Consider the following 24,505-nt stretch of genomic DNA (forward strand, 5'->3'; position numbering starts at 1 on the left):
GAACTCGTAAGGTCGCTGCAGGTGGAACTGGCCCAAGAGGGCCATGTGGTATCACTCGTCAAGCTGTGCCAGTGGCTGGGCCTCTCGCGTAGGACGGTCTACTACCGGCCCAAGCCACGCCGCCGCGTGATCAATGCCAATCTGGCCGCTCGCGTGAAGCTGGCCCTGGAGCGGTTTCCCACCTACGGCTATCGCCGCCTGGCGTGTGTCCTGGGTGAGAACCGCAAGCTGATTCAGCGCATCCTGCAGCTGAAGGGCTGGCAGGTGCGCAAGCGACCCCAGGGGTTCCGACCTCGTGCCCGGAGTCTGCCGTCCGTCGCCTCACGGCCGGATGAGCGGTGGGCCACCGATCTGACGCATGTGTGGTGCGGCAAGGATCGGAGAGCCAGCCTGGCGGTGATCATCGACTGTTGCACGCGGGAGATCCTCGGCTGGCGATTATCGGACAAGGGCAGTAGCAAGACGGCGGAAGCGGCGCTGGAAGAGGCACTGGTGCATCGATTTGGCGCGCTGGGCCGCATTCATCAGCCGCTGGCCCTGCGCTCCGACAACGGCATCGTCTTCAGCAGTCGGCACTATACGGCGACGGTGAATGCTTACGGGCTCACCCAGGAGTTCACGACGCCCTACACCCCGGAGCAAAACGGGCTGATCGAACGCTTCTTCCGGTCCCTGAAGGAAGAATGCATCTGGCAACACCGGTTCGAGTCACTGGGTCAGGCGAGAGCGGTCATCGGCCGCTGGATCCGGTACTACAACGAAGAGCGGCCACATCAGTCTCTGGGCTATGTGGCACCCCGAGCACACCCGGCATTAGCCGCGTAGGGTGTGCAGAAACCAGGGGGTCATTACAAGCAGCCCACGGCGGCGCGTCTCGACGTCAATCAGCTTGAACGCATGTCGCTGATTCTGGGGATCTATAAGGCCCTGTAGATCCTGCTGCCGCGGGCCGACGCCGCGGATTCCTGGTTGCGCCGGCCTAACCGCAATCCCCTGTTCGCCGGCCAGCCACCGCTGGATCGGCTGCGCAGCAGCTTGGTGCAAGATCTGTATGTGGTCCGCCAGCACCTCGATACCGCCCGAGGCGGGGGCCATGCGTGACGTTTCCGCTGTCCCCTGTTTGCTGGCACCCCTGCTATCGGATCATTCCTTCGCGTTTCCCGCCTATCGACCTGTTCTAGCGTGTTGCGGCACCTGACGACTGGAGCCTGCTACAGGAACTCGAGGGAGAGACCTCGGCGCGCCTGCGAGAGCAGGCCGGGGCGATCCACCTGGTACGCGATGAAGACCGACGATACGGCCCAGGGTGGACGCCGGTGATGGCAGCGTTCTGTCACTTCAGCGAGCACGGTTCCGGTTCACCGAAGGCACCTTTGGCGCCTACTATTGTGCCTTGACCGAGGCCACGGCCATCGCGGAAACCCGCTATCGCGCCGAGCGCTTCATGCAGGAATCCAACGAGCCCCCCATGCAGCTTCAGCAGCAGGTCTACCTTGCGGACCTTCATAGCGAACTATTCGACTTGCGCAACGACCCACCCGGGGCCGCCCCTCTGCTGGATCCGGATGACTGGAACGCTGGCCAGGCGTTTGGCCGAAAGGCCTGGGAGTCCCATGCCGATGGGATTGTTTACCCAAGCGCGCGTGATCCGGAGGGTGAGTGTGCCGCGGTACTTCGTCCGCCGGTGTTGTCGGCAACACGGCAGGGCCGGCACCTTGGCTATGAGTGGGATGGTGAGCGAATTCGCCATGTCCTCGAGCTGCGATTGATGGGGTGAGGATTGTTTTCGAGAGGAGTCCAACCATCGCCCTTTGCTGATGTAGTATCGCTATGTCGACCATCGTGAGCGCTTGACATAGCCTGGCGCTGCAGCAAAACTATACGCAACCTACGTACACTATATGAAAGCAACATTTGTCGAGCTGCCATCCTTCGAGCGGCACCGATCCATCTACTTCGATGACGCCGCCTTTCGTGCCTTCCAGAGTTTCTTGCTCCAGAACCCGGGGGCCGGTGACGTCATCCAAGGAACAGGCGGGTTGCGCAAGGTCCGGTTCAGTGATCCTAAGCGGCAGAAGGGCAAGCGGGGCGGTGTCCGCATCATCTACTACTGGTGGCTGGGAGGCTCCCAGTTCTGGCTGTTCACTCTGTACGACAAGGATTCACAGGATGACCTCACGCCAGCCCAGCGCAAGACCCTGAGACAGCTGCTGGATGCGGAAATCAACGCGAGGACATGACCATGGGCCGTAACATTTTTGACGAACTCGTCGAGGGCTTCGACGCATTGGCAGATGAGCGCCAAGGCAAGCGCACGCTGCGCTCCCACTCCGTAGAGCTGGCGGAAGTTCCCGACGTCACAGCCAGCGAGCTCATCGAGCTGCGGGAGCGGCTGCATATGTCCCGCCCAGTATTCGCCATGTATCTCCGCACCAACCCCAGGACGCTGGAGAATTGGGAGCAAGGCCGCGCCAAGCCCAATGCCCAGGCCATGATACTCATCCGACTGGTACAGAAGTATCCTGAAACACTTGAGCATCTCGCTGATCTTGCCTAGCAACATTGAGCGCTACGGCACCGGAAACCGCACCTCCCGCACCCTTACCCTAAAGAACGGAAAGTACGCCTCAGTACCGAAGTGATTGCCCACCTCGACCCGGGTGGGCAGGGTGAAGCCTTCGAAATTGCGGAAGTCGTCCAGATAACCGCCAAGGGCTGGAGCCGCCATTCTTGTCGGGGTTCGCGTTGCCCCATGAACCAAGCAGAAACGACCTAATCTGCGCTAGCACTACTGCAGCCATCGTAGAGGTGGCACTATTGGGCACTTTATCGAGTGGAGTGTCTAGAGTGTTCGATATCGCTGTCACGGCTGCTTCTTTCACTGGGTATCTGCCCCACATTCCGCATAGGTGTCAGCGGTACGATTTCTTATCGCATGCTTGGGTTGAAGTCGGGGGACAGGTGCTAGGCGACGATCCAAGCTTGCCTGTAAGGATATGCCCAATGGTTGGCATCTAGACCACAGAGGTCTGCTATGAAAGATCCGTATCAATCATCCTACTTTACGACCTATCGACGAGGACTCTACCTAGTCCGCTCAAGCTATCCAAAATTTCTAGTTCACCTCGTGCTCGTGTTGCTACTCATGATATGCATAGCGGCAGCCGGTGCAGCCGTTCCCTATTTGCTTCGCCAGACGACTAATCTCCTGGTTGCAGAGCCAGATGAAACGGTTGTTGGTATGATCTACGTCTTCGCAACTGCCTATGCGGTTGGCTGGACATTGAGCAATATGATGGAGTGGGGTAAAAACCTCGCGAGCTCGTACGTTATGGCCAGATGCGATGCGGCCGTTTATTCCAACATTGTACGAAGACTCTTTCATCTACCTTACCAAGCACAGAACCAACTTGAAACGGGCGTGGTTATGGCAGACGTGAACCGCGCGATGAGCAGCTTTGGCCTGATCAACCACGCCATCTTCTGGACCATCGCCCCGGTGGTCATCCAGCTCTGCTTCGTCTTCGGCATTCTGTGGCAGGTGATAAATCTTACCTTCGCGGCCGCCTTCATCCTGGCCATCGTGGTGCTCTTCGTGCTCACCTACCGAATTGCCGATACGACAACCCGCATCCACAAGGACTTCTACCAGACGCATACCCAGCTGAGTGAATTCCTCGCCGAGCGCCTGCGCGCCCTGTACGACATCAAGATCAACCTCGCGGCCGGACATGAAGAGCGCACCCTCGACCAGCAACTGCGCACCTACGTTCACACCGTATACGGGACCCATGCCAAGCTCAGCGGCTTGATGGGTGGGCAAGTGCTCGCTGTGGGTCTCGTGCTTGGCGGGTTCACGCTCTATACCGTCAGTGAAACGCTACGCCAGCGCTATCAAGTCGGCGACTTCATCATGATCACGACCTATGTGGTTCAACTCACCTCCCCGTTCGTCATGATTGCGGCGGCGTTGATCGACCTCAAGAAGAACTACGTCGCCCTCGGGGACGGCCTTAGATACCTTGACCTGCCGACCGAGCCACAGGCCGCAGCCGATATCGCCCTTGATCGTCAGCAGCCTGTGTTCGCGCTGCGTGCGGTTACCCTGCGCTCTGATGGCGCCACGGCCGCCATGCCGCTCAGTGTGGAGATTCAGGCTGGCAAGATGTACGGGGTGCGTGGCTCCTCTGGAAGCGGGAAGTCCAGGCTGTTGAGGACCCTTCTAGGGCTCGAGCCCCAAGCGGCCGGCGAGATCCTCTTCCACGGTGTCAGTGTTCGCCGCCTTTCACCGGAGGCAATCCTTGGGGAAGTGAGTGTCGTTCCCCAAGCGCCGCTGATCTTCAGCGGCAGCCTTCGCGAGAACCTGCTGTACGCGCACCCTCAGCCTGTGCCTGACCAGGAGCTGCTGGCACTCGTCGACCTCCTGGATCTAGGACGAATCGGCGGTGAAACCTCTGGCGAAGGCGTGCTGGATTGGGATGTCGGCGTGCAGGGGCGAAATCTCTCGGGGGGTGAGCAGCAACGCATTGCCATTGGCAGGGCTCTTCTACGCGGCACTCGCACCATGATCCTTGATGAGCCTACGGCGGCGCTGGATAGTGCTCGAGAAATTCAGCTCATGAAAGCGCTAAGAGAACGGGTGGATACGCTTGTGGTAGTCAGCCACCGTGAGCAGGTGCTCGCACTCGCTGATGAGTTGATTGATGTCGGGCCGTGTAATGCGACATTGGCTTGCCGCCACCTACCATAAGACCATCCGGGTTTAGCGGGCAAATCCGGGAAACTTGGGCAGCTCGTCGGCAAGCTCGAACCACTCGGCCTTGGACGAGACCCAGGCGTGGTAGCGCTTGCAGGGCGATATCGGCGTATCGAGTGTGCCTAGCCGCAGCCGCTTGGCTTCGGGCAGGTCATCGCGGGCGCTGTAGAGCGGGCTGCCGCACTCGCTGCAGAACACACGCGCCTTGTTCGGCGTGGCGCGGTACTCCTTGAGGTATTCCGCGCCCTGGGTAATGCGAAAGTCGGACGAGCGGATGAGCGCCACGGCGGCGAAGGCCGAACCCTGGGCCTTCCGGCACTGCTGGCAGTGGCACATGGAGACTTCATCGATCTCGCCGCGGTAATCGTACTTCACTTTCCCGCACAGGCAGCTTCCCTGGTGCATCGGCGTCTCTCCCCGGTGGCTTTCGCTTACGATACTCCTTTCGGTACCCGATGGCTGAAACCGGCGTCAAGCACGGCCTGAAGGTGCTAGGGTTCGAGGAAACCCTACCCAATGGCTCCGCGACCATGCCCTACGTCGACCTCACCGTGATCTCCGATGCCATCTGCCCCTGGTGCTTCATCGGCAAACGCCACCTCGACCTCGCCTTGGCCGAACTTCCCGAAGACATCCGCGTATCGGTGGCCTGGCACCCCTTCGAGCTTAACCCCGACATGCCTGTCGGGGGCCTGTCGCGGCGTGACTACCGCACCGCCAAGTTCGGCTCCTGGGAGCGCTCCCAGGCTCTCGACGCCCAGGTGGAGGCCGCCGCCGCCCGGGCCGGTCTCGGGATTCACCACGAGCGCATGACGCGAACGCCCAATACCTTCGACGCCCACCGGCTGATCTGGCTCGCCGGGGAGCATGGCGTCCAGTCGGCCGTGGTCGATGCACTCTTCCGGCGCTACTTCGTCGAGAGTGAGGACATCGGAGACAGTGCGGTACTGGCCAAGGCCGCCCGAGACGGCGGGCTAGCGGATGTCGACATACCGGCCTTTCTCGCCAGCGACCAGGGCCGCAGCGAGGTACAAGCAGGCCTCGACGAGGCGCGGCGCCTGGGCGTGAGCGGTGTACCCACCTTCATCATCAATAACTCAATCGGCCTGTCGGGCGCCCAACCGCCCGAGGCGCTGCGCCAGGCAATTATCGAGTCGACCGGCGGGAGTGGAAGGCCGGGCTGAACCCGCCTCTACCAGGCTTGCCCCCTGTCGGCGTCGGTGTCATCGTCTTGCGGTCACCATTGGCTGCCAGACCACAAGGAGCAATATCGTGTTCATCGCCATGAACCGTTTTCGGGTCAACCCCGAGCGAGTGGAAGAGTTCGAGCAGATCTGGCTGGAGAGGGAAACCCACCTGCAGGGCCTGCCCGGCTTCGTCGAATTTCATATGCTGCGCGGCCCCGAGAAGGAAGACCACGTGCTCTACGCCTCGCACACCCTCTGGCGTTCGCGCGAGGACTTCGAGGCCTGGACGCACTCCGAGGCATTCCGCAAGGCGCACGCCAACGCCGGCCAGAGCAAGCGCGAGGGGCTCTACCTGGGCCCGCCGAACTTCGAAGGGTTCGAAGTCATCCAAACGGTCGGCAACGATAGCGATGCCTGAGGCCATGGAGCGCATGAGGCGCGACACATGAGCACGGCAACACCGCCGCTGACGCCACTGGGCGGCTGCAACGTGCTGTTCGCGATGGCCGCCGAGGCCGAATACGGCCCGCATCTCAAGCAGCGTTTCGCGCCGTTCATGACCGGCGTCGGCCCGGTAGAGGCAGCGGTGGAACTCACCGCGGCTCTGGCCGCCCTCGCCCAACAGGGGCGCCTGCCCAACCTGGTGGTGTCGCTGGGTTCGGCAGGCAGCCGGTCGCTCGAGCAGACCGAAATCTATCAGGCGAGCTCCATCGCCTATCGCGACATGGATGCCTCGCCGCTGGGTTTCGAAAAAGGCACCACGCCCTTTCTCGACCTGCCGGCAATCGTTCCGCTGCCGCTGCGCATTCCCGGCATTCCCGAGGCGACGCTCTCCACCGGGGCCAACATCGTCTCGGGCGAGGCCTATGCCGCCATCGCCGCCGACATGGTGGACATGGAGAGCTACGCCTGCCTGCGTGCCTGCATGCGCTTCGACGTACCGCTGATCGTGCTGCGCGGCATTTCGGACGGCAAGGCAGAGCTGCACCACGTCGACGACTGGACGGAGTACCTGCACGTCATCGACGAGAAGCTGGCCGCCGCCGTGGACCGCCTTGGCGAGGCGCTGGCCGAGGGGCTGCTGGCGCGCTGATGCGCGGGAGTGGCCGGGTCAAGGAGTCTCCGATGCGGCTTCGCCACCTTCCGGGCCGTAAAAAAACACCCAGGTGGCGAAGTCATCGGTGAAGTCTTCGAACCGGTGATCGACGCCCGCCGGCACGAACAGCACCTCACCGGCCTCGAAGGGCTGTCGGGTGTCGCCGTTGACGAAATGGCCCGAGCCGGCGATGACGACGTACACCTCGTCTCGGGTATGCGGCGTTTGATGATCCACGCCTTCCGGCTTGTAGAGCTCGACCTGGAGCGAACCGTGTCGGAAGACTTCGGCAAAGGGCACTCCGTGAGTGTCCTGCAGTTTCTTCAAGGCCGCCGACGGGATCAGGCGCTCCATCATGGTCTCTCCCCGGTAGGGTTGAAGGTAAATGAGCCGCGGACGGATTCCGCCCACGGGTCAAGCGAGGCCTATTTGCCGAGCTTGCCGTGGGTAGCTAGGCTGCTCCCTGTGACCCACGATATTCGACAGGAGGTCGAAGCCATGTCCAGCCCTGAGCACAAGCAGAAGATATGGAAGATGATCAAGGACATCAAAGTCGGCATGCTGGTCACGCTGGATGGCGAGATGCCACGTGCCCGACCGATGCACCTGGTGCAGGAGGAGTATGACGGTACCCTGTGGTTCTTCACCCATCGCAGTGCCGAGAAGGTGTCCGAGACCCACCGCGACCACGACGTCTGCTTAAGCTTCTCCGACCAGGAAGAAGGCGTGTACGTGTCGCTCTCGGGCAAGGCCAACCTGACCGATGACCGTGAGCTGATCGAGAAGTACTGGAACCCCTTCGTCGCGGCCTGGTTTCCCGACGGCAAGGACGACCCGGACCTTGCCCTGCTGGAAATCAAGGTGACCATGGGCGAGCACTGGAAGGCCAAGGAGAGCAAGGTGTTTCAGCTCTATGAGTTCGCCAAGGCCAACATCCAGAAGGACGCCAAACCGAACTTGGGCGAGAACGAGAAGTTCGGTGGCTGAGATGATGCCGACAGCGCTCTTACCGGGGCGCTCTTGGCGTAGCTCACCGCCGCCACCACTCCCTGAATGTCATGCCAAGGCGCGCCCGGAAATGCCTGCGCCGTGAGGCGGAAGGAAAAGCCCACCGGTTCGGCGATGGCCGCCGCCCTACCCTCGCCTAAGCCATATTCTTAGTCCCCGATCTTGGTCAGCGCCGAGTCCTTGTGCATGGCAATGTGATCGGTCTTGTCGCTCTTGATCTCGTATTGCGGTTCTTCTTCGCTGGCATGTCGCTTGTGCCCCTTGTACTCCGTGTCCTGGGTATGAACGCGAATGATTTTTCCGCTGACGTGCCCTGCCTCGGAGTTCCAGCTGACGTGATCGCCCACCTTGAAACGCTTGGCCATGCTTCACCTCATCAACCTTGAAAGGACGGGATGAAGCATAGCCCAGGCCCGCGTGGCCTTCCGCCTAGCGGTCTTCCGTCATGGTCGCCTTGTCGCCATCGAATGCCAGGCAACCTGCGGAATTCAAGCCGACAGCGCCTGCATCTCCCGGTACAGGTCGGCCTTACCCTCGAAGCCGATGCCGGGAAATTCGGGCAGCGTGACGCAGCCGTTTTCCACCCGCACGCCGTCCGGGAAGCCGCCGAAGGGTTGGAACAGGTCAGGGTAGGACTCGTTGCCGCCCAGGCCCAGGCCGGCGGCGATGTTGAGCGACATCTGGTGGCCGCCATGCGGGATGCAGCGGCTGGCCGACCAGCCATGCTCATCGAGCATGTCGAGGGTGCGCAGGTACTCGACCAGGCCATAACTCAGCGCGCAATCGAACTGCAGCCAATCGCGATCGGGGCGCATGCCGCCGTAGCGGATCAGGTTGCGTGCGTCCTGCATCGAGAAGAGGTTCTCACCGGTCGCCATGGGGTTGCGGTAGAAGCTGCGCAGCGTCGCCTGCAACTCGAAATCGAGCGGGTCGCCGGCCTCCTCGTACCAGAACAGGTCGTACTGGGAGAGCGCCTTGGCGTAGGCGATGGCGGTTTCCAGGTCGAAGCGGCCGTTGGCATCCACGCATAGCTTCTGGCCATCCTGCAGCACCTCCATGACGGCGTCGATCCGGCGCAGGTCCTCGTCCAGGGAGGCCCCGCCGATCTTCTTCTTGACCACGGTATAACCGCGGTCGAGATAACTGCGCATCTCGTCCTGCAACTTGCGGTAATCCTGCCCCGGGTAGTAGTAACCTCCGGCCGCATAGACGAACACTTCGCGGTTGGGCCGGCCGTTACCGTAGCGCTCGGCCAGCAACTGGAACAGTGGCTTGCCTTCGATCTTGGCCACGGCATCCCAGATCGCCATGTCGATGGTGCCGATGGCGACCGAGCGCTCGCCGTGCCCGCCGGGCTTTTCGTTGACGAACATGGCGTCCCAGATCTTGTGAGGATCGAGGTTGTGGCCGCCGGCATCGAGCAGCTCATCCGGGTTAGCCTCCATCACGCGGGGAATGAAGCGCTCGCGCATGAGGGTACCCTGGCCGTAGCGGCCATTGGAATTGAAGCCGTAGCCCACCACGGGCTTGCCATCGCGTATCACGTCGGTGATGACGGCCACCAGGCTCAGCGTCATCTTGCTGAAGTCGATGTAGGCGTTGCGGATGGACGAGCTGATAGGCACGGTCTTTTCGCGAATCTCGACGATCTTCATACTGGCCTCCTGGGGATATCGAAGTCAGGTCATGATCGACCGAACAAGAGGCGTTCGGCCAATGCGCAATTTCGCTGATGTCATGCACGGGACGAACCGGTCATGAACTTCATCTGGCTCGAAGATTTTCTCGCCCTGGCGGCGACGGGCAATTTTTCCCGCGCGGCGGAGGAGCGGCACAGTTCCCAGCCTGCCTTCAGCCGCCGCATCCGCGCATTGGAGGCTTGGGTCGGGGCCGAGCTGTTCGACAGGAGCACCCAGCCCGCCAGGCTGACCGAGGTCGGCGAGTGGTTTCGCGGCGTGGCACAGGATCTTCTCGCCCGGGTCTCACGCGTGCCGGGCGATGCCCGGCGGGTGGTCGAGGCCAGCTCGGTGACGCTGCGCCTGGCCTCCACTCATGCCCTCTCCTTCACTTTCCTGCCACGCTGGTTGCGCAACCTCGAATCGGCAACGGGGCTCGAGTCGGTCCAGTTGATGTCGGATGTCCTGCAGCGCTGCGAAGCGCTGATGCAGGAGGGAAAGGTCCAGTTCGTGTTGAGTCATGCGCATCCGAAGGCGCCTGGCGTGTTGGAGGCAGAGACCTATCTTGCCACCCGGGTCGGCGACGACACTTTGATCCCGGTTTCCATGCCGGGGAAGAAGGGCGAGCCTCGCTATCCGCTGCGCGCCGGGGCCGGTGTGCCGTTGCTTCGCTACAGCGAGGAGTCGGGCCTTGGCCGCATCATTCGGTCGGTATTCGCGCAGCGTTTGGCGACATGCGCTGCGCATACCGTCTTCACCGCACATCTCGCCTCGGTGCTGCACACGATGGCACTCGACGGCCGGGGTGTCGCCTGGTTGCCGCGCACGCTGGCGGAGGTGGATCTGGAGGCGGGTAGGCTGGTGGCGGCGGGAGGCGAAGAGTGGTGCATTCCCGTCGCCATCAAGCTCTACCGCGAACGCGAGCTCACCGGCCGGGCGGCGGAGACGCTATGGCACGCCGTGGCGGGAAGGCCCCGCCCTTCCTGAGCGGTTCAGCGGCCCGCGAGACATCCCTATCTCTCGTTCATGCCTCACGCAGGGCCCTGATCCCTTTCCAGTCTTCCCGGTCCAGCTCCGGCCGCTCGGCGCGGAAGCGGGCATAAAGCTCGATACCGCGTGCGTCTTCCAGAATATCCACCTGGATGCCCTTGTCGCGTAGCAGCGGCTCCGTACCCGAGGCATTGGTGACATCGCCCACTACCACGCGGGAGAAGCCGCGCATGTGGAGCAGAGTCGCGCAGATCTCGCAGGGGCTCAGGGAAGTGAAAAGCGTGGTGCGGCTGAAGTCCTGGCGGCCGGCATCGCGAATGGCCGAGGTCTCCCCGTGGTTGTAGGGATGATTTTCCTGCACCAGGGTATTGTGACCCTTGCCGAGAATGCGCCGCGTGGCGTTGTCGACGATCACCGCGCCGATGGGGCAGCCGCCCTCGCCATGGCTCTTCTGCGCCAGCAGCACCGCGATGCGCATGACGTCCGCATCGCTCAGCCGCTGGGCGAACGCCTCATCCATCAGCATTGGCAGGCTGGCGGTCGGCATATGCGCGATGGCGGCCAGGGCGGCCTCCGTCACCTCCGAGTGCGAATTCAGTAGCGTTTCCATGCTGCCTCCCATCGTGGTGGAGAGTCCCTCATTTCATCTCGAAGCCACGCTTAGTAAGAAACTCCCGCATATGGGCGCGCAGCTTGCTGTCGAACAGCGGGGTCAGGTTCCGGGACCAGTTGGAATCCTTGTTGCCGCCGCGCCGCTCGCTGTAGTAGCTCTGCATGGTGTCGTCGTAGGCCGCCACCAGCTCGCTGTCGTCGGTGTAGTAGTCCTCCTTGAGGATAGCTTCCACCGGCAGGCGCGGCTTGACGTCCGGGTCGACGGCCGGATAGCCAAGGCACATGCCGAACACCGGGTAGACGTGCTCCGGCAACCGCAGCAGATCGCTGACGGCCTGGGGGTTATTGCGGATGCCACCGATGTAGCAGATGCCGAGCCCCTCGGATTCGGCGGCGATGGCCACGTTCTGGGCCAACAGCGCGGTGTCCACGCTGGCCACCAGCAGCTGCTCGGTCATGCCGCGCACGACGTTGGCGCCGGTGCGTTCGGAAGCCTCGGTGGGACGCTTCATGTCGGCACAGAACACCAGGAAGTCGGAGGCGGTGGCCACGTAAGCCTGGCCGCCGGCCAGCTCGGCGAGCTTCTCGCGGTTGGCCGGGTTCGTCACATGAATGACGGTGTAGGCCTGAACGTGGCTGGAGGTCGCGGCGGCCTGGCCGGCGCGAATCAGCTCGACCAGCAATTCATGCGGAATCTTCCGGTCGGTGAATTTGCGAATGGAGCGATGGGATTTCAGCAGTTCGATGGTGGGGTTCATGTTGCCTCAAGGAATGCGTGTCGTTCGTTAACCTGCTTATTGTCTGGTATTTCGCGACGCATTGCATTCCGCCAGGCATCGGGCTGAACTCGGTCGGTTCGTTCACGCGATTTCCGCTACCTTAGCGTTATCGTCGTCAAAGGGCACTCTGCCCTCTCCTGGCGTTCCGGCCAGTCGATACGAAGGAGGCAAGGCATGGCCCCGTACAGTGGCGGTTGCCTCTGCGGCAACGTTCGAATCGTGGCATCGGGACGCCCCTACCGGGTCGGCCTTTGCCACTGCCTGGATTGCCGCAAGCACCACGGCGCCCTTTTTTTCGCTGCCGCGATGTTCCCTCAGGAAGCGGTGACGATAGAAGGCGAAACGCGTGACTACAACGGGCGGTTTTTCTGCCCCCGCTGCGGCTCGTCGGTGTTTGCACGCACCGGGGACGAAATCGAAGTACACCTGGGCATCCTCGATAGCCCCGATCAGTTGATACCTACCTATGAGAGCTGGATCGTGCGTCGCGAGTCCTGGCTGCCCCCGTTTACGCACATGAAGCGCTACGATCGTGATCGTGACGACGCGGGACGGTTTGAAGAGTAGGCGGTCGCGTTCAATGGCGCCCTCGGCCTCGACCTACCGCTAGCCGCAGCCCGTCACCGCCCCACGCTGTCGGGCTCGTTACGTTTTCAGGCGATGCTACCCCGGCCATCCCGGCTTCAGCGCAGAGGAAGGCAGTTTTCCTCAATGTGGCGCAAGGTGTACTGAGCCATGCGTTGCCATGCTTCGTCGGTATCACCTCGATAAGACAAGAGTTGCTCGCAGGCAAACGTGTTGTTGTCGTCCAGATCCAATACCGCCAGCCTTACCCTTCCAATCAGCGTACTCACTTTGTGAACTTCGCCGACAAGGAGATATTGCGCACCGGCGGTCCTGGCCTGCCTCGTAAGAACGGCCAGACCAGGGGTCCGGTGCGTACAGCGCTCCCCCCCGCAGGTCAGGCGAACGAGGGCGATCTCTCGATTCCTGGCAAGCCCGCCATGCAATGTCTCATTGAGCGACTTCAGTCGCGCTTCATGCTCGGCGCTTTGATCGTGAACTTCACCGGACGTGTCCTGGAAATCGAATTGGGCCAGGGCCAATGTTTCGGTATCGGCTGAAGTCGTCGATGCCATGGCGATCGTGCTTGCCAGAAGCAGGAACGGCATTCCGCGCGCGATCCCGCGATATATGTCCTGTGGGGTCATGCCGCCTCCCTGAAGGAACCCGAGCCAAACGTGCAGCCGTACCTTGCCTCAAGCGGTTCCAGAACCGGCCTGCTCAACGAGGCGGTTCGTTTTCCGTCTTAGTACATGGAGGCCTTAACGGCCATCATTTCTGCGCCAGCGGCAACCACACGTGCTCGTAACCGATGGTAATGGCAACCCATACCAGCAGGGCCGCCATGGCGAGGCTGAAGCCCTTCAGCAGCCAAGGGTTCGCGAGGCGCTGGCCGATCACGGCGCCCATCAGGGCATAGCTGGTGGGAGCACCGAAAGCCAGCGCGGCCAGTCCAAGCGACCACAGGAACAGGGGCACGCCGTGGATGCCGGCGGCGGGGAACTGGATGGAGGCGATCGGCAGGGTCGCGATCATGGCCTTGGGATTGCAAAGCTGCATGATCAGGCCGTCGCGAAAGCTCAGTACGCGCGGCGTGTGCCGTACCGCACCGAGGTCGATGCTGGAGCGGGCGACCTTGATCGCCAGGTAGAGGATGTACCCGCACCCCACCGCCCCCACGACGGCGAGCATGTCGCCGCGCACCCAGGCCGCCCCGGCCCAGCCGAACAGCAGGAATAGCGTGAGCATGGCCAGCCCCACGCCGGCGAAGAAGCCGAGTGACGTCTTCGCCTGACCGTTGAGGCCGGCATTCAGGCCGAGCAGGTTCACAGGCCCAGGCGTGTACATGACGCCCAGGGCATAGGCGACGATCTCCATGGGAATCTCTCCGATAGAAGGCAGCGTTGTGTGGCCGGGCGGCCGGGAAACGGCTCTGCTAGATGACGCTGCGTTGATACTGGTATGGCGTCTTGCCGTAGATGCGCTTGAAGCGCCGATTGAAGTGGCTGAGATCGGTGAAGCCGTAGCGGAAGGCCACCACGGAGGGCGCCACACCGGTCTCCAGGTCGCCGCGCGCGGCATTGATTCGACAGCTCAGCACGTACTGGTGCGGTGTGATACCGAACTGCTGCCGGAACAGGCGCAGGAAATGGTACTTGGAGAGGTGGGCAGCCTGGCTGATTTCATCCAGCGAGAGATTCGCCTCCAGATGCGCGAGGATGTACTCCTTGGCACGCAGCAGCAGCGTATCGGGGCGGCTCACCCTGCCGCTGGGCTGGAACTTTCCGGCGCGCTGCACCAGGCGGGTCGCCATGCGGTGCAGGGCGTGCTCCTGGTCGATGCGAGTTCCCTGCCGTTGGATTATCCATTGCGCCAGGTCGAGGATGGCACGGCGCAGCTCGGGGTCGGCCAGCAGGGTTTCGCTGCCGTGGAACCGAGCGGCCCGCTCGCACCCCGCCGCATCGGCGAACGAGGCCTCGAGCTGGGCGGAGGGCACATAGATCATCACGTAGCCCAGCGTGCTTCCGTCGCCCGGGTGGCCGTCGTGCACTTGCTCGGGGTTGAACTGGATGACGTTACCGGGCGGGCTGCGGTGAAATTCACCGCCGCTGAAGAAGTCCTGGCGCCCCGAAAGGGTGACACCGAAGGCGTACTCCTCATGGGCGTGGCGGTCGTAGCTGAAGTCGTTCAGCGACGCCTGGAGCACCGTGAGTTCGGGTATCTGCCGACTCTTGTAATAGTCGAACCGGCTGGATTGCCTGGCCATGTCGCGCCTCCCTGAACGCCTGACAGGGGTAGCTTAAGCCGAGCCTGAAGGGAAGGCTTGGACATTATTGCGGAACCTGGCCAGGTGCCTGCTTCGTTCTCATGCCGGCCCGGATGTCTGTCGCTTTCAGCAGATCGATGAAGGCGCGCAGTGCGGCGGGTACGTGGCGATGCCCGGGGTAATAGAGCATCAAGCCGGGGTATGGCGGGCTCCAGCGTTCCAGGACCGCAACGAGCTGGCCCGATGCGAGGCGATAGCTGGCCTCGATTTCGGGAACGTAGGCGATGCCGAGGCCATCGGACGCCGCTTGGACCATGAGATCGTTATCGTCGAGCGTCAGCGCGCCGGGAACGTCGATGGCGATTTCCTGCCCTCGCCGCTCGAACTCCCAGCGGTAGCGCTTACCGCTGGGCAAGCGCTGGCGTATGCAGCGGTGCTGGAGAAGATCGTCGGGAACGCAGGGCGTGCCGAATCGGCGCAAGTAATCCGGCGAGGCCACCGCCAGGAATCGTATGGCGCCGCCCAGCTTCACCGCAATCATGTCCTGGGGTACCGCCTCACCCAGCCGGACCCCGGCATCGAATCCCTGCTCGACGATATCGACGAGGCGCCCTTCGCTGACGAGATCGAGCTCCACCGCCGGATGCCGGCTCAGGAAGACAGGGACGACATGGGCCAGCAGCAGCCGGGCAGCCCCTTGGCTGGCATTGATACGCAGCAGGCCGCGGGGTTCGCCACGATCCTCGGCGAGGGTATCCAGCGTGGCATTCAAATCACTCAAGGTGGGCGTGATCCGCGCCAGAAACCGGCTGCCGGCATCGGTGAGGGAAACGCTGCGGGTAGTGCGGTGAAGCAGCCGCACGCCGACCCGCGCTTCCAGATGCCGCATCCGGTGGCTCAACGCCGAGCGTGAAACCCCCATAATGTCGGCGGCTCGCCGAAAGCTACGCTCGGCAGCCACCACCGCGAAGGCTTCCAGGTCGGCCAGGGTCGGCTTGGTCATGCTCGGCCTGCTCATTGGTGAATTTCTTTCACCGGAACATGCCATATTAGCCGACTTCTTCTTTCCAATGAAGCGCGCCACCATGGCTTCGTCAACCCACCCGAAGGAAGGAATGAAACGATGAGCAAGACATGGCTGATTACCGGTGCTTCCTCAGGCCTCGGCCGAGGGATGACGGAACGCCTGCTGGCGCGTGGCGATCGTGTGGTCGCCACGCTGCGCCGGGAAGGCGTGCTCGACGAGCTGCAGCAGGCCTATGGCGAACGCCTGCTGGTGCTGACACTCGACCTCACCGACGTACCTCGGATTCAAGAGGCGACCCGCCAAGCCTTCGCCACGATGGGGAGGATCGATGTGGTGGTATCCAATGCCGGTTATGGGCTCTTCGGTGCTGCCGAAGAATTCAGCGATGCACAGATCGAACACCAGATCGCCACTAACCTCACCGGTTCGATTCAACTGATCCGCGCGGCACTGCCCCACCTGCGCGACCAGGGCGGCGGGCGCATCGTGCAGGTCTCCTCCGAAGGCGGCCAGAAGGCCTATCCCAACTTTTCGCTCTACCACGCCACCAAGTGGGGCATCGAAGGCTTCGTCGAATCGACGGCACGGGACGTGGCGCCGTTCGGGATCGATTTCATCCTGGTCGAGCCGGGCCCCACCGCGACCGACTTCGTCGCGGGGCTCATGCGTGGAACGCCGATGGCCGTTTATGACGCGACGCCGGCCGGTGACGTCAGGCGTGCCCTAGCAGAGGGCAGCTTCGAGATCAGGGGCGACGCCGCCAGGACGGTGGACGCCATGATCGCCGCCGCCGACGCGGCGAAGCCGCCCTTGCGGCTGGCGCTCGGCAGCACGGCCTATTCGGGCATCAAGCAAGCGCTGGAAGAGCGGCTCCACGCGCTCGAGGCACAGCGCGACGTGGCCTTCTCGGCCGATGTCGATGGTTTCGAGCCAATGTCGTGAGCCCCTTCGGGAGTCGCCTCGGCAAGTACGCCGAGGCGGCACCTTGCAGCTGCCTTGAAAACCGAATGCGAATCGCATGCGAAGGCAATATCAACCAACTGAATTTAAAGGAAAAATTGACCAACCCTTCGATTCGCCCTAGGATGGGCCGATCACCACCCTCGGCTAATACAGGGAACCCCATGAAAGGCAACCAAGACATCATCGACGCCTTGAACGGCCTGCTGGCGGCGGAACTCGCCGCCATGGACCAGTACTTCATCCATTCCGAAATGTATGCCGACTGGGGGCTCACCAAGCTTTACGAGCGCATCGCCCACGAGTTCGACGACGAAAAGGGCCACGCCAAGCAGTTGATCGAGCGAATCCTGTTCCTGGAAGGGAAGCCCGACATGCACACCCGCACCCCGGTGCGCGTCGGCCAGGACGTGGAGGAAATGCTCGCCAACGATCTCCAGCTCGAGTACGAGGTGGGCGACGCCCTGAAGGAAGCCATCGCCCTGTGCGAGCGTGAGCGCGACTTCCAGACCCGCAACGTGCTGCTGGAGCTGCTGGCCGATACCGAAGAGGACCATGCCTACTGGCTCGAGCAGCAGCTGCGACTGATCAAGATGCTGGGCAAACCGAACTACCTGCTCTCGCAGATGTAAGCCCGGGGCGCCCTGGCGATAACGCCATGCTAAGCTCGAGTTCTCATTAGCTCGATAACGGAATGACGCATGGACGAGATCGGACTCCGGTGGCTGTTGGGCCAGGGCGTCAGCCTGGTGGCGCTGGCCCTGTGCCTGGTCGCCTTCGCCAGCAAGCGCGACGACCGGCTGTTCGTCCTGCTGCTGTTCGCCAATGTGGCCTTCGCGGCACAGTTCGCCCTGTTCGAGAGCTGGGTGGCGGCGGGAATCTCCGCGCTGATCGTGCTGCGCATCGCCCTGGTGCGCCGCTTTCGCCGCAACCGCGCGATCATGCTCGGCATGCTGCTCGCCACCGTGGCGGTCGCCCTAGTGACCTGGAGCGGCCCGCGAGACATCCCCGCCCTGGCCGCTGGCCTGCTCGGCACCTACGGCATGTTCATGCTGAGCGGCATTCCCATGCGCCTCGCCCTGGCCGCGGCGGCGCTGTGCTGGGTCGCCAGCAACCTGCTGGCGGGCTCCATCGGCGGCACCATCGCCGAAAGCCTGATCTTCCTGACCAACGTGATCACCATGCTGCGCCTGAGGCGCGACGCGCGGTTGCCGTGCGCGCCATGAGGAGACGACAGCGTCATAACCGCGACAACTGCCGCGCCGTGGCGATCAACAGATCCGAAAGGTTCTGTTCCAGTTCCTCGGGCATGCTCCGCACCCGTGACATCGAGATGCTGACGGCCGCTCGAGGCCGGCTGTGCCTGTCGAGCACCGGTACCGCGATCGAGATATCGGAGAGAAAATATTCTTCTACCGAGAGGGCGTAGCCTTGGCGCTTGAATCGATCCAGGCGCTCCATGATGGCGGGCACCTCATGCACGGTATTCGGCGTGTAAGCCTTTCGCTGCGTTCCCTCGAGAATCGCCCTGGCTTCCCCTTCCTCCAACTGCGACAGCATCGCCAGACCGGGAGCCGTACAGAAAGCGGGAAGGCGCGAGCCGATGGTGATGTCGGTATCCAGCATGTTGCGACTCAGCAGGCGGGATAAATACACCACATCCGGCCCGTCCAGGATCGTCAAACTGACCGAACCTTCCGTTTCCTTGCTCAGATTCAGTAGGTAGGGCCGGACCTTGTCGACCAGGGGGTGCGCATGCAGGTAGTGCGCCGCGATATCCAGCGTACGAACGCTGGGTTCGATCAGCTGCGTTTCCTCGTTGCGCTGCAGGTAGCCTAGCTGCGTCAGGGTGTGTACGAAGCGTTGCGCCGCACTCCGGTCCATGTCGCAGCGCTCCGCCAGTTGCTTGACGCTCATTGCCGGATGCTCGGCATCGAAGACTTCGAGGATCCGAAACGCCTTCACCACGCTCTTGACCATCAGGCGGTCTACTTTTCCCTTTTCATTCAAACCCTTACCCCTCCCTAGCCTGCCTTTCTCGCAAGAAAAGTCGCTTTGTGCGTTGTTTTTGGGTTTTACACTGAGCACTATTCGACTACATTGATTAAATGTAGATCATGATTGATCGTATTGCAATCACAAAGACGTAAATAACCGAGAGACCATCATGTCCGAACACATCCTCACCAACAAGCAAGGCCGCGTCGGCGTCATCACCCTCAACCGCCCCGATGTCCTCAATGCCTGGCACAGCGAGATGCGTCAGCAGCTTATCGCCGCTCTCGACACGTTCTGCAATGACGACGCCCTTGGCGCCATCGTCCTGACTGGCGCGGGGGAGAGAGCGTTCAGTGCCGGCCAGGATCTCAACGAGACTCGCGCTTTCGACGCCGAGCGGGCCGAACGCTGGGTGGGTGAATGGGAAGCGCTTTACGGCAAGATGCGCAGCAGCCCCAAGCCCATTATCGCTGCGCTCAACGGAGTGGCGGCCGGCTCGGCTTTTCAGGTAGCTCTGCTATGCGACTTCCGGATCGCTCACGCCGATGTGCGCATGGGCCAACCCGAAATCAACTCGGGCATTGCCAGTACCACCGGCCCATGGATCATGCGGGAACACCTGGGACTCGCCCGTACCATCGACCTGACCCTGAGCGGTCGCCTGATGAACGCTGACGAGTCGCACGCGCTGGGATTGATCAACCGGGTGGTCGCAGCCGACCAGGTACTGCCGGAGGCGTTGGCGCTGGGAGAGGAACTGGCGGACAAGCCTCCGGTTGCGATGCGCCTGGATCGTCAGCGTTTCAAGGAGATCACCGAGCCCGGCTTCCGCGACTGCCTCGAGGCCGGCGTTCGCATCCAGAGAGAAGCCTACGCCTCGGGCGAGCCGGCACGCATGATGGAAGCCTTCCTCAAGCGCTGAAACGGCTGAAGCGAGACCTGACACACTATGAAATTCAACCTCAACGATCCCAGCTTCATCCTCGCGCTACGCCATATCGCAGCGCGCGAGCCGGAACGCTTGTTCGGGAGCTTCGACCAACGCCCCCTGACGTTCGGCCAGCTCGACCGCCAGTCGGAAGCTCTCGGCGTACACCTTCGCCGTGAGCTGGGCATTCAGCCGGGCGAACGTGCCGCGGTCATGATGCGAAACGGTCCCGAGGCCATCGCCGTTGTGTTCGCTCTGGCCAAGGCCGGTATCGTCTGGGTGCCGGTCAATGCCCGTCAGCGCGGCAACGGATTGAAGTACATTCTCGAGCACTGTGCCCCCTCGGCCTTGGTCGCCGATGCCGACCTATGGCCGGTCGTCGTCGAGAGCGGAGCCGCATTCACCGGCAGGACGCTGTTGCTGGGCGGCGAAGAAGACTCGCTCTCCCAGCCCCTCGCAGGCGGGGAAAGGCTGGATGCGCCGGTGCCGGCCATGTCCGAGCTGTACGCTCTGATGTACACCTCCGGTACCACGGGCAAGCCCAAGGGGGTGTGCGTCACGCACGCGATGATGGCCTACGCCCTCAAGAGCGTCGAACTACTGTGCTCCATCGAGCCGGGCGACGTCTTCTTCCAATGGGAGCCCTTCTATCACATCGGCGGCGCCCAGATGCTCCTGCTGCCGCTGTTCTTCGACGTACGCCTCAGCCTGACCGAGCGCTTCAGCGCCAGCCGCTTCTGGGAGCAGGTCAATGCCAGCGGCGCGACTCACGTTCACTACCTAGGAGGCGTGCTGCAAATCCTGCTGAAGCAACCGCCCAGCGAGCTGGAAAGCGCCCACAACGTGCGCATCGCCTGGGGCGGAGGGTGCCCCAGCGAGATCTGGTCGACGCTGCAGGATCGTTTCGGCTTCGAGATTCGTGAATGCTACGGCATGACGGAAGCTTCCAGCCTGACCACCTTCAACGCCGAAGGAAGACCAGGGTCGGTGGGCCGAGCCGTGCCCTGGCTGGATATTGCCATTCACGACGAACAGGATCGCCCCGTCCCGGCAGGAGAGCCAGGCCAGGTGGTGGTCCGTGAGACACAGCCTGGCGTGCTGTTCGGTGGCTACTTCCGCAACGCCGAGGCCACCGAAAAGACGCTGGCAAACGGCTTGCTGCATACCGGCGACCGCGGCTGGCTCGATGCGGATGGCTTTCTCTACTTCCTCGGGCGTATCACCGATAGCGTGCGCTGTCGGGGAGAAAACGTCTCGGCCTGGGAGGTAGAGTCGGTCACCCAGCAACACCCCGATGTCGAAGAGTGCGCCATGATCGGTGTCGCCGCCGATATCGGCGAGCAGGAGATCAAGCTCTTCCTGAAGCCGAAAGCCGGCCGCGCCATTGAACTACAGGCGCTGCATCGGTGGCTGAAGGAGCGTCTGGCCTCCTACCAGTGTCCGCGCTACCTCGCCGTCGTGGAGGAGTTCGAGCGAACGCCCAGCCATCGCATCGTCAAACACAGCCTGCCCACCACCACTCACGAAGCCTGGGACAGTCAACGGCTTCACTGACCGAACCAGAGGAAAACATGGACAACAACGACAAGAGAAAGGCCACGTCCTGCATCCCTACAACGAGAAAAGAGGAGAACCACTCCATGGCCCATTCACTCAGCAAGACCGTTGCCATCACCACGCTGGCCCTGGCCGTCAACGGCGTCGCCCACGCCGAGGTCTGGGATCTTCCCTCTCCGCAGCCATCGGATAACTACATCACCGAGAATGTCATCTGGTTCGCCGACCAGGTGCGCGAGGCGACCGATGGAGAGCTGGACATACGCGTCCATCCCAGCGGATCGCTGTTTCCCGGCGATCAGATCAAGCGCGCCGTCCAACGCGACCAGGCACAGATCGGCGTTCACGTGCTGTCCGCCCATCAGAACGAAAACATCCTTTACGGTATCGACTCCGTGCCTTTCCTGGCGGACTCCTTTGAAGAGTCCGCAGAGCTCTGGGAAGTGACCAAGCCGGCCCTGGACGAGTTGATGGCGGAGCAGAACATGCAACTGCTCTATCACATTCCATGGCCGCCGCAGGGCATCTTCTTCGACCGTGCGATCGACTCGCCCGAAGATGCGGAGGGGCTCAAGTTCCGGGCGTACAATACCGCTACGGCGCGCTTCGCCGAACTGATGGGCATGACGCCCACCCTGATCGAGGAAGCCGAGCTTTCACAGGCGGCCGCCACGGGGATGGTGCAATCGCTGATCTCCTCAGGCGATCCCGTCTACAACCACCAACTGTGGGACTACCTTCCCCACTTTTACGACGCCAAGGCTTGGCTCGTTCTCAGCCACGTCTTCGTCAACAAGGATCGTTGGGACGCGCTCGACGAAGAAACGAAACAGGAAGTCCTCGCCATTGCGGCAGAAGCCGAGCAGCGCGGTGAGCAGCAGGCCAGGGATCTCACCGACACGCTCAAGAGCCGGCTGAGCGATAAGGGCGTTTCGATCAACCAGCCCAACGAGGAACTGCAGGCCGAATTCGAACGCATTGGCGAAGTGATGCAGAAGGAGTGGCTGGAAAAAGCCGGCGAAGAGGGCCAGCGACTGGTCGAGGAATATCGTGCGCTGCAGTGACGGCACGATTCACGTCCCCACTCCACGGAGTGGGGACTCCGCTTGGCTGGATGTCACCAGGGGTCGCTCCCATGAATACTCCCTTTTCCCGTGCCGCCAGATGGCTGGAAGCGCTCTACCGCGTCTTCGGCTACCTTGCCGCACTCTGTATCTTCATCATGCTGGTCGTGATCGTCGTCCAGGTCGTGCTGCGCTGGAGCGGCATGACCCTGCCTGGCGCTACCAACTACGCCGGCTACTTGATGGGCGCCAGCACGTTCCTTGCGGCGGCCTACACCTTTCACGAAGGTGGGCATATCCGCGTCGGCCTTTTGGTTGAGCGTCTCGGGCGCTTTCGTCCCATTGGCGAGCTGTGGTGCCTGCTGGTCGCCAGCGGCATTGCCGGCTTCATCACCTGGCATGCTTTCGATGCCACCTACTGGTCCTATCGGTTCGGCGATGTCTCGTCAGGGCAGGATGCGATGCCGCTTTGGATACCTCAGGCACTGCTCGCGCTCGGCTCCATGGCCTTCACGATTTCGATCGTCGATCAGCTCGTTCGTACGCTTGCCGCCCTGATTCGTCCCGTACGCATCAAGAGCCACGGCACCCATCCCGTGAGGAGTCTCTGATGGATTTTACCGAACTGGCCATTGCGCTATTGCTCATCCTGTTCTTGCTGCTGGGCTCCGGCGTTTGGGTGGCCTTGTCCCTGGTCGGGGTCGCCATCGTGGGCATCGCATTTTTCACCGGTCGCCCGATCGGGGCCTCGATGTACAGCACGCTCTGGACCTCATCGACGAGCTGGACGCTCACTGCCCTTCCCCTGTTCATCTGGATGGGTGAGATTCTTTACCGTACGCGACTCTCCGAAAGCCTCTTCCGCGGGTTGAGCCCTTGGCTCAGTTGGCTGCCGGGACGGCTGATGCATACCAATGTCATCGGCTGCACGCTGTTCGCCGCGGTTTCGGGCTCTTCTGCCGCCACCCTCACCACCGTGGGCAAGATGTCCATGCCGGAGCTCAGCAAGCGTGGCTATTCCGATTTCATGAGCGTGGGGACCCTGGCCGGCGCCTCGACCCTTGGCCTGATGATTCCCCCCTCCCTGACGATGATCGTCTATGGCGTGATCACAAATCAGTCCATTCCCAAGCTCTTCATCGCGGGGATACTCCCCGGGTTGATACTGGCCGCGCTGTTCATGGGTTACGTCATGGCCTGGGGCGTCCTGAAGAAACCCAACATCGTCAAGGAGCCAGCCATGACGATGAGACATCGCCTCTACGAGTCACGCCTGCTGATTCCCGTTGCGCTGTTGATCCTCACCGTGATCGGTTCGATGTATTCCGGCCTGGCGACGGCAACCGAAGCCGCCGCGCTCGGGGTCGTCGGGGCCCTGGTGCTTGCCGCCATACAGCGCAGCCTGACGTTCTCCTCCTTGGTGGAAAGCCTGATGGGGGCGGCGAAGACCTCCTGCATGATCGCCCTGATCCTGGCAGGCGCTTCGTTCCTGACACTCGCCATGGGCTTTACGGGACTGCCGCGAGGCCTGGCCGAGTGGGTGGGCACCCTGCATCTCTCGCCTTTCATGCTGCTGCTGGCCCTGATGTTCGTCTACATCGTGCTGGGCTGCTTTCTGGATGGCATTTCAGCGGTGGTGCTGACCATGGCCGTCGTCACGCCCATGCTCAACGAGGCCGGCATCGATCTGCTCTGGTTCGGCATTTTCGTCCTGGTGATGGTCGAGATGGCCCAGATAACGCCTCCGGTCGGTTTCAACCTCTTCGTCATGAAGGGCTTGACCAACCATAGCCTCGGCTTCATCGCCAAGGCAGCGGCGCCGATGTTCCTGATCATGGCGCTCATGGCACTATTGCTGATTGCCTTCCCCGGCCTGGCCACCTTCCTGCCCGGCTACATGAACGAAGCCACGATGTGAGACGGCGACCAACCGGCAATGATAGGCAGCATGAGTCCATCAGATCCGTAAGGGCTCACTGCCTATCGTCGAACCTGACAGTCCTAGGGAACGTTGCTACGGCTTGTAGCGCGTCAATG

Annotated in this window: 31 protein-coding genes; 20 read left to right on the forward strand and 11 right to left on the reverse strand. The window is 62.3% G+C overall.

Annotated features, from left to right (window positions below; translation table 11 throughout):
• The first annotated feature begins 21 nt into the window (after window positions 1-21).
• The 6 genes from F0A17_RS08670 to F0A17_RS08695 all read left to right on the forward strand — a co-directional run bounded on the left by F0A17_RS08670 (window position 22) and on the right by F0A17_RS08695 (window position 4,750).
• A complete protein-coding gene (locus F0A17_RS08670) occupies window positions 22-825 on the forward strand; it encodes an IS3 family transposase (protein ID WP_228716852.1) in 804 nt (267 codons plus the stop codon).
• Between the two features lie 114 nt (window positions 826-939).
• The gene (locus F0A17_RS20765) at window positions 940-1,101 is read left to right on the forward strand and encodes an MbcA/ParS/Xre antitoxin family protein (RefSeq protein ID WP_228716870.1); all 162 of its coding nucleotides are present in this window, start codon (window positions 940-942) and stop codon (window positions 1,099-1,101) included.
• Window positions 1,102-1,306: 205 nt separating this feature from the next.
• Complete coding sequence (locus F0A17_RS08680; RefSeq protein WP_228716853.1) at window positions 1,307-1,777, forward strand: RES family NAD+ phosphorylase; 471 nt, start codon at window positions 1,307-1,309, stop codon at window positions 1,775-1,777.
• Between the two features lie 124 nt (window positions 1,778-1,901).
• Complete coding sequence (locus F0A17_RS08685; protein ID WP_149327934.1) at window positions 1,902-2,240, forward strand: toxin; 339 nt, start codon at window positions 1,902-1,904, stop codon at window positions 2,238-2,240.
• 2 nt (window positions 2,241-2,242) lie between these two features.
• Window positions 2,243-2,557, forward strand: a complete 315-nt coding sequence (locus F0A17_RS08690; RefSeq protein WP_149327935.1) for a helix-turn-helix domain-containing protein — start codon at window positions 2,243-2,245, stop codon at window positions 2,555-2,557.
• 477 nt (window positions 2,558-3,034) lie between these two features.
• Window positions 3,035-4,750 (forward strand): ATP-binding cassette domain-containing protein, encoded by a 1,716-nt coding sequence (locus tag F0A17_RS08695; RefSeq protein WP_149327936.1) that lies wholly within the window; start codon window positions 3,035-3,037, stop codon window positions 4,748-4,750.
• A gap of 12 nt (window positions 4,751-4,762) precedes the next feature.
• On the opposite strand, the gene F0A17_RS08700 is transcribed toward F0A17_RS08695, so the two are convergent.
• Window positions 4,763-5,161: a GFA family protein gene (locus F0A17_RS08700; RefSeq protein WP_149327937.1), complete on the reverse strand. Its 399-nt coding sequence runs from the start codon at window positions 5,159-5,161 to the stop codon at window positions 4,763-4,765.
• A 50-nt stretch (window positions 5,162-5,211) separates the two neighbouring features.
• On the opposite strand from F0A17_RS08700, the gene F0A17_RS08705 reads away from it, so the two are divergent.
• The 3 genes from F0A17_RS08705 (at window position 5,212) to F0A17_RS08715 (ending at window position 7,036) form a co-directional block, all read left to right on the forward strand.
• Complete coding sequence (locus tag F0A17_RS08705; protein ID WP_223111517.1) at window positions 5,212-5,940, forward strand: DsbA family oxidoreductase; 729 nt, start codon at window positions 5,212-5,214, stop codon at window positions 5,938-5,940.
• An 88-nt stretch (window positions 5,941-6,028) separates the two neighbouring features.
• Window positions 6,029-6,361, forward strand: a complete 333-nt coding sequence (locus F0A17_RS08710) for an antibiotic biosynthesis monooxygenase family protein (protein ID WP_149327938.1) — start codon at window positions 6,029-6,031, stop codon at window positions 6,359-6,361.
• Window positions 6,362-6,388: 27 nt separating this feature from the next.
• On the forward strand, window positions 6,389-7,036 hold the full coding sequence (locus tag F0A17_RS08715; protein ID WP_149327939.1) for a 5'-methylthioadenosine/S-adenosylhomocysteine nucleosidase: 648 nt from the start codon (window positions 6,389-6,391) through the stop codon (window positions 7,034-7,036).
• Window positions 7,037-7,054: 18 nt separating this feature from the next.
• Here the strand turns inward: F0A17_RS08715 and F0A17_RS08720 are convergent, their stop codons facing one another.
• Entirely contained in the window at window positions 7,055-7,396 is a 342-nt protein-coding gene (locus F0A17_RS08720; protein WP_223111518.1) for a cupin domain-containing protein, read from the reverse strand.
• 141 nt (window positions 7,397-7,537) lie between these two features.
• Here F0A17_RS08720 and F0A17_RS08725 point away from each other — a divergent pair, with 141 nt between their 5' ends.
• Complete coding sequence (locus tag F0A17_RS08725) at window positions 7,538-8,026, forward strand: pyridoxamine 5'-phosphate oxidase family protein (protein ID WP_149327940.1); 489 nt, start codon at window positions 7,538-7,540, stop codon at window positions 8,024-8,026.
• A 170-nt stretch (window positions 8,027-8,196) separates the two neighbouring features.
• Here F0A17_RS08725 and F0A17_RS08730 read toward each other — a convergent pair whose 3' ends face one another.
• Together F0A17_RS08730 and F0A17_RS08735 are read right to left on the reverse strand one after the other, a co-directional pair.
• A complete protein-coding gene (locus F0A17_RS08730) occupies window positions 8,197-8,412 on the reverse strand; it encodes a hypervirulence associated TUDOR domain-containing protein (protein ID WP_149327941.1) in 216 nt (71 codons plus the stop codon).
• 123 nt (window positions 8,413-8,535) lie between these two features.
• Window positions 8,536-9,702, reverse strand: coding sequence for a mandelate racemase/muconate lactonizing enzyme family protein (locus tag F0A17_RS08735; protein ID WP_149327942.1), 1,167 nt, complete (start codon window positions 9,700-9,702; stop codon window positions 8,536-8,538).
• Window positions 9,703-9,804: 102 nt separating this feature from the next.
• On the opposite strand from F0A17_RS08735, the gene F0A17_RS08740 reads away from it, so the two are divergent.
• Entirely contained in the window at window positions 9,805-10,710 is a 906-nt protein-coding gene (locus F0A17_RS08740) for a LysR substrate-binding domain-containing protein (protein WP_149327943.1), read from the forward strand.
• Between the two features lie 37 nt (window positions 10,711-10,747).
• Here the strand turns inward: F0A17_RS08740 and F0A17_RS08745 are convergent, their stop codons facing one another.
• Together F0A17_RS08745 and nfsA are read right to left on the reverse strand one after the other, a co-directional pair.
• Window positions 10,748-11,323, reverse strand: a complete 576-nt coding sequence (locus F0A17_RS08745) for a nucleoside deaminase (RefSeq protein ID WP_149327944.1) — start codon at window positions 11,321-11,323, stop codon at window positions 10,748-10,750.
• A 28-nt stretch (window positions 11,324-11,351) separates the two neighbouring features.
• Window positions 11,352-12,083: an oxygen-insensitive NADPH nitroreductase gene (gene nfsA, locus F0A17_RS08750; RefSeq protein ID WP_149327945.1), complete on the reverse strand. Its 732-nt coding sequence runs from the start codon at window positions 12,081-12,083 to the stop codon at window positions 11,352-11,354.
• A 195-nt stretch (window positions 12,084-12,278) separates the two neighbouring features.
• Between nfsA and F0A17_RS08755 the strand changes: the two genes are divergently transcribed.
• A complete protein-coding gene (locus F0A17_RS08755) occupies window positions 12,279-12,671 on the forward strand; it encodes a GFA family protein (RefSeq protein ID WP_149327946.1) in 393 nt (130 codons plus the stop codon).
• Window positions 12,672-12,787: 116 nt separating this feature from the next.
• On the opposite strand, the gene F0A17_RS08760 is transcribed toward F0A17_RS08755, so the two are convergent.
• The 4 genes from F0A17_RS08760 to F0A17_RS08775 all read right to left on the reverse strand — a co-directional run bounded on the left by F0A17_RS08760 (window position 12,788) and on the right by F0A17_RS08775 (window position 15,937).
• Complete coding sequence (locus tag F0A17_RS08760; protein WP_149327947.1) at window positions 12,788-13,315, reverse strand: DUF2380 domain-containing protein; 528 nt, start codon at window positions 13,313-13,315, stop codon at window positions 12,788-12,790.
• A 124-nt stretch (window positions 13,316-13,439) separates the two neighbouring features.
• The gene (locus tag F0A17_RS08765; RefSeq protein ID WP_228716854.1) at window positions 13,440-14,045 is read right to left on the reverse strand and encodes a LysE family translocator; all 606 of its coding nucleotides are present in this window, start codon (window positions 14,043-14,045) and stop codon (window positions 13,440-13,442) included.
• 58 nt (window positions 14,046-14,103) lie between these two features.
• Window positions 14,104-14,934 carry an AraC family transcriptional regulator gene (locus F0A17_RS08770; protein WP_149327948.1) on the reverse strand — a complete coding sequence of 277 codons (831 nt, stop codon included), beginning with the start codon at window positions 14,932-14,934 and terminating at the stop codon, window positions 14,104-14,106.
• Window positions 14,935-14,998: 64 nt separating this feature from the next.
• Window positions 14,999-15,937, reverse strand: coding sequence for a LysR family transcriptional regulator (locus tag F0A17_RS08775; RefSeq protein WP_149327949.1), 939 nt, complete (start codon window positions 15,935-15,937; stop codon window positions 14,999-15,001).
• Window positions 15,938-16,057: 120 nt separating this feature from the next.
• Here F0A17_RS08775 and F0A17_RS08780 point away from each other — a divergent pair, with 120 nt between their 5' ends.
• The 3 genes from F0A17_RS08780 (at window position 16,058) to F0A17_RS08790 (ending at window position 18,147) form a co-directional block, all read left to right on the forward strand.
• On the forward strand, window positions 16,058-16,903 hold the full coding sequence (locus F0A17_RS08780) for an SDR family oxidoreductase (RefSeq protein WP_149327950.1): 846 nt from the start codon (window positions 16,058-16,060) through the stop codon (window positions 16,901-16,903).
• 182 nt (window positions 16,904-17,085) lie between these two features.
• Window positions 17,086-17,553 (forward strand): bacterioferritin, encoded by a 468-nt coding sequence (gene bfr / locus F0A17_RS08785; RefSeq protein WP_149327951.1) that lies wholly within the window; start codon window positions 17,086-17,088, stop codon window positions 17,551-17,553.
• 69 nt (window positions 17,554-17,622) lie between these two features.
• Window positions 17,623-18,147, forward strand: a complete 525-nt coding sequence (locus F0A17_RS08790) for a YgjV family protein (protein WP_149327952.1) — start codon at window positions 17,623-17,625, stop codon at window positions 18,145-18,147.
• Between the two features lie 13 nt (window positions 18,148-18,160).
• Here F0A17_RS08790 and F0A17_RS08795 read toward each other — a convergent pair whose 3' ends face one another.
• Window positions 18,161-18,931, reverse strand: a complete 771-nt coding sequence (locus F0A17_RS08795) for an IclR family transcriptional regulator (protein WP_149327953.1) — start codon at window positions 18,929-18,931, stop codon at window positions 18,161-18,163.
• 157 nt (window positions 18,932-19,088) lie between these two features.
• On the opposite strand from F0A17_RS08795, the gene F0A17_RS08800 reads away from it, so the two are divergent.
• From F0A17_RS08800 to F0A17_RS08820, 5 genes are all read left to right on the forward strand, one after another.
• Window positions 19,089-19,841, forward strand: a complete 753-nt coding sequence (locus tag F0A17_RS08800) for an enoyl-CoA hydratase/isomerase family protein (protein ID WP_149327954.1) — start codon at window positions 19,089-19,091, stop codon at window positions 19,839-19,841.
• Window positions 19,842-19,868: 27 nt separating this feature from the next.
• Window positions 19,869-21,401, forward strand: a complete 1,533-nt coding sequence (locus tag F0A17_RS08805; RefSeq protein WP_149327955.1) for a class I adenylate-forming enzyme family protein — start codon at window positions 19,869-19,871, stop codon at window positions 21,399-21,401.
• An 86-nt stretch (window positions 21,402-21,487) separates the two neighbouring features.
• Window positions 21,488-22,468: a TRAP transporter substrate-binding protein gene (locus tag F0A17_RS08810; RefSeq protein ID WP_187774659.1), complete on the forward strand. Its 981-nt coding sequence runs from the start codon at window positions 21,488-21,490 to the stop codon at window positions 22,466-22,468.
• Window positions 22,469-22,539: 71 nt separating this feature from the next.
• The gene (locus F0A17_RS08815) at window positions 22,540-23,079 is read left to right on the forward strand and encodes a TRAP transporter small permease subunit (RefSeq protein ID WP_187774660.1); all 540 of its coding nucleotides are present in this window, start codon (window positions 22,540-22,542) and stop codon (window positions 23,077-23,079) included.
• The gene (locus tag F0A17_RS08820; RefSeq protein ID WP_149327958.1) at window positions 23,079-24,386 is read left to right on the forward strand and encodes a TRAP transporter large permease; all 1,308 of its coding nucleotides are present in this window, start codon (window positions 23,079-23,081) and stop codon (window positions 24,384-24,386) included. The genes F0A17_RS08815 and F0A17_RS08820 overlap by 1 nt, the downstream gene beginning before the upstream one ends.
• The last annotated feature ends 119 nt before the right edge of the window (window positions 24,387-24,505 follow it).

Origin of the sequence: Billgrantia pellis, assembly GCF_008297955.1 — a bacterium.
Lineage (GTDB): Bacteria > Pseudomonadota > Gammaproteobacteria > Pseudomonadales > Halomonadaceae > Halomonas > Halomonas pellis.

Coding starts and splice junctions, on each gene's coding strand:
- F0A17_RS08805 (WP_149327955.1), top strand. CDS start 19,869: ATGAAATTCAACCTCAACGATCCCAGCTTCATCCTCGCGCTACGCCAT.
- F0A17_RS08790 (WP_149327952.1), top strand. CDS start 17,623: ATGGACGAGATCGGACTCCGGTGGCTGTTGGGCCAGGGCGTCAGCCTG.
- F0A17_RS08780 (WP_149327950.1), top strand. CDS start 16,058: ATGAGCAAGACATGGCTGATTACCGGTGCTTCCTCAGGCCTCGGCCGA.
- F0A17_RS08720 (WP_223111518.1), bottom strand. CDS start 7,396: ATGATGGAGCGCCTGATCCCGTCGGCGGCCTTGAAGAAACTGCAGGAC.
- nfsA (WP_149327945.1), bottom strand. CDS start 12,083: ATGAACCCCACCATCGAACTGCTGAAATCCCATCGCTCCATTCGCAAA.
- F0A17_RS08815 (WP_187774660.1), top strand. CDS start 22,540: ATGAATACTCCCTTTTCCCGTGCCGCCAGATGGCTGGAAGCGCTCTAC.
- F0A17_RS08715 (WP_149327939.1), top strand. CDS start 6,389: ATGAGCACGGCAACACCGCCGCTGACGCCACTGGGCGGCTGCAACGTG.
- F0A17_RS08695 (WP_149327936.1), top strand. CDS start 3,035: ATGAAAGATCCGTATCAATCATCCTACTTTACGACCTATCGACGAGGA.
- F0A17_RS08820 (WP_149327958.1), top strand. CDS start 23,079: ATGGATTTTACCGAACTGGCCATTGCGCTATTGCTCATCCTGTTCTTG.
- F0A17_RS08770 (WP_149327948.1), bottom strand. CDS start 14,934: ATGGCCAGGCAATCCAGCCGGTTCGACTATTACAAGAGTCGGCAGATA.
- F0A17_RS08755 (WP_149327946.1), top strand. CDS start 12,279: ATGGCCCCGTACAGTGGCGGTTGCCTCTGCGGCAACGTTCGAATCGTG.
- F0A17_RS08800 (WP_149327954.1), top strand. CDS start 19,089: ATGTCCGAACACATCCTCACCAACAAGCAAGGCCGCGTCGGCGTCATC.
- F0A17_RS08725 (WP_149327940.1), top strand. CDS start 7,538: ATGTCCAGCCCTGAGCACAAGCAGAAGATATGGAAGATGATCAAGGAC.
- F0A17_RS08690 (WP_149327935.1), top strand. CDS start 2,243: ATGGGCCGTAACATTTTTGACGAACTCGTCGAGGGCTTCGACGCATTG.
- F0A17_RS08740 (WP_149327943.1), top strand. CDS start 9,805: ATGAACTTCATCTGGCTCGAAGATTTTCTCGCCCTGGCGGCGACGGGC.
- F0A17_RS08685 (WP_149327934.1), top strand. CDS start 1,902: ATGAAAGCAACATTTGTCGAGCTGCCATCCTTCGAGCGGCACCGATCC.
- F0A17_RS08775 (WP_149327949.1), bottom strand. CDS start 15,937: ATGACCAAGCCGACCCTGGCCGACCTGGAAGCCTTCGCGGTGGTGGCT.
- F0A17_RS08705 (WP_223111517.1), top strand. CDS start 5,212: ATGGCTGAAACCGGCGTCAAGCACGGCCTGAAGGTGCTAGGGTTCGAG.
- F0A17_RS08765 (WP_228716854.1), bottom strand. CDS start 14,045: ATGGAGATCGTCGCCTATGCCCTGGGCGTCATGTACACGCCTGGGCCT.
- F0A17_RS08810 (WP_187774659.1), top strand. CDS start 21,488: ATGGCCCATTCACTCAGCAAGACCGTTGCCATCACCACGCTGGCCCTG.
- F0A17_RS08730 (WP_149327941.1), bottom strand. CDS start 8,412: ATGGCCAAGCGTTTCAAGGTGGGCGATCACGTCAGCTGGAACTCCGAG.
- F0A17_RS08700 (WP_149327937.1), bottom strand. CDS start 5,161: ATGCACCAGGGAAGCTGCCTGTGCGGGAAAGTGAAGTACGATTACCGC.
- F0A17_RS08760 (WP_149327947.1), bottom strand. CDS start 13,315: ATGACCCCACAGGACATATATCGCGGGATCGCGCGCGGAATGCCGTTC.
- F0A17_RS08735 (WP_149327942.1), bottom strand. CDS start 9,702: ATGAAGATCGTCGAGATTCGCGAAAAGACCGTGCCTATCAGCTCGTCC.
- F0A17_RS08745 (WP_149327944.1), bottom strand. CDS start 11,323: ATGGAAACGCTACTGAATTCGCACTCGGAGGTGACGGAGGCCGCCCTG.
- bfr (WP_149327951.1), top strand. CDS start 17,086: ATGAAAGGCAACCAAGACATCATCGACGCCTTGAACGGCCTGCTGGCG.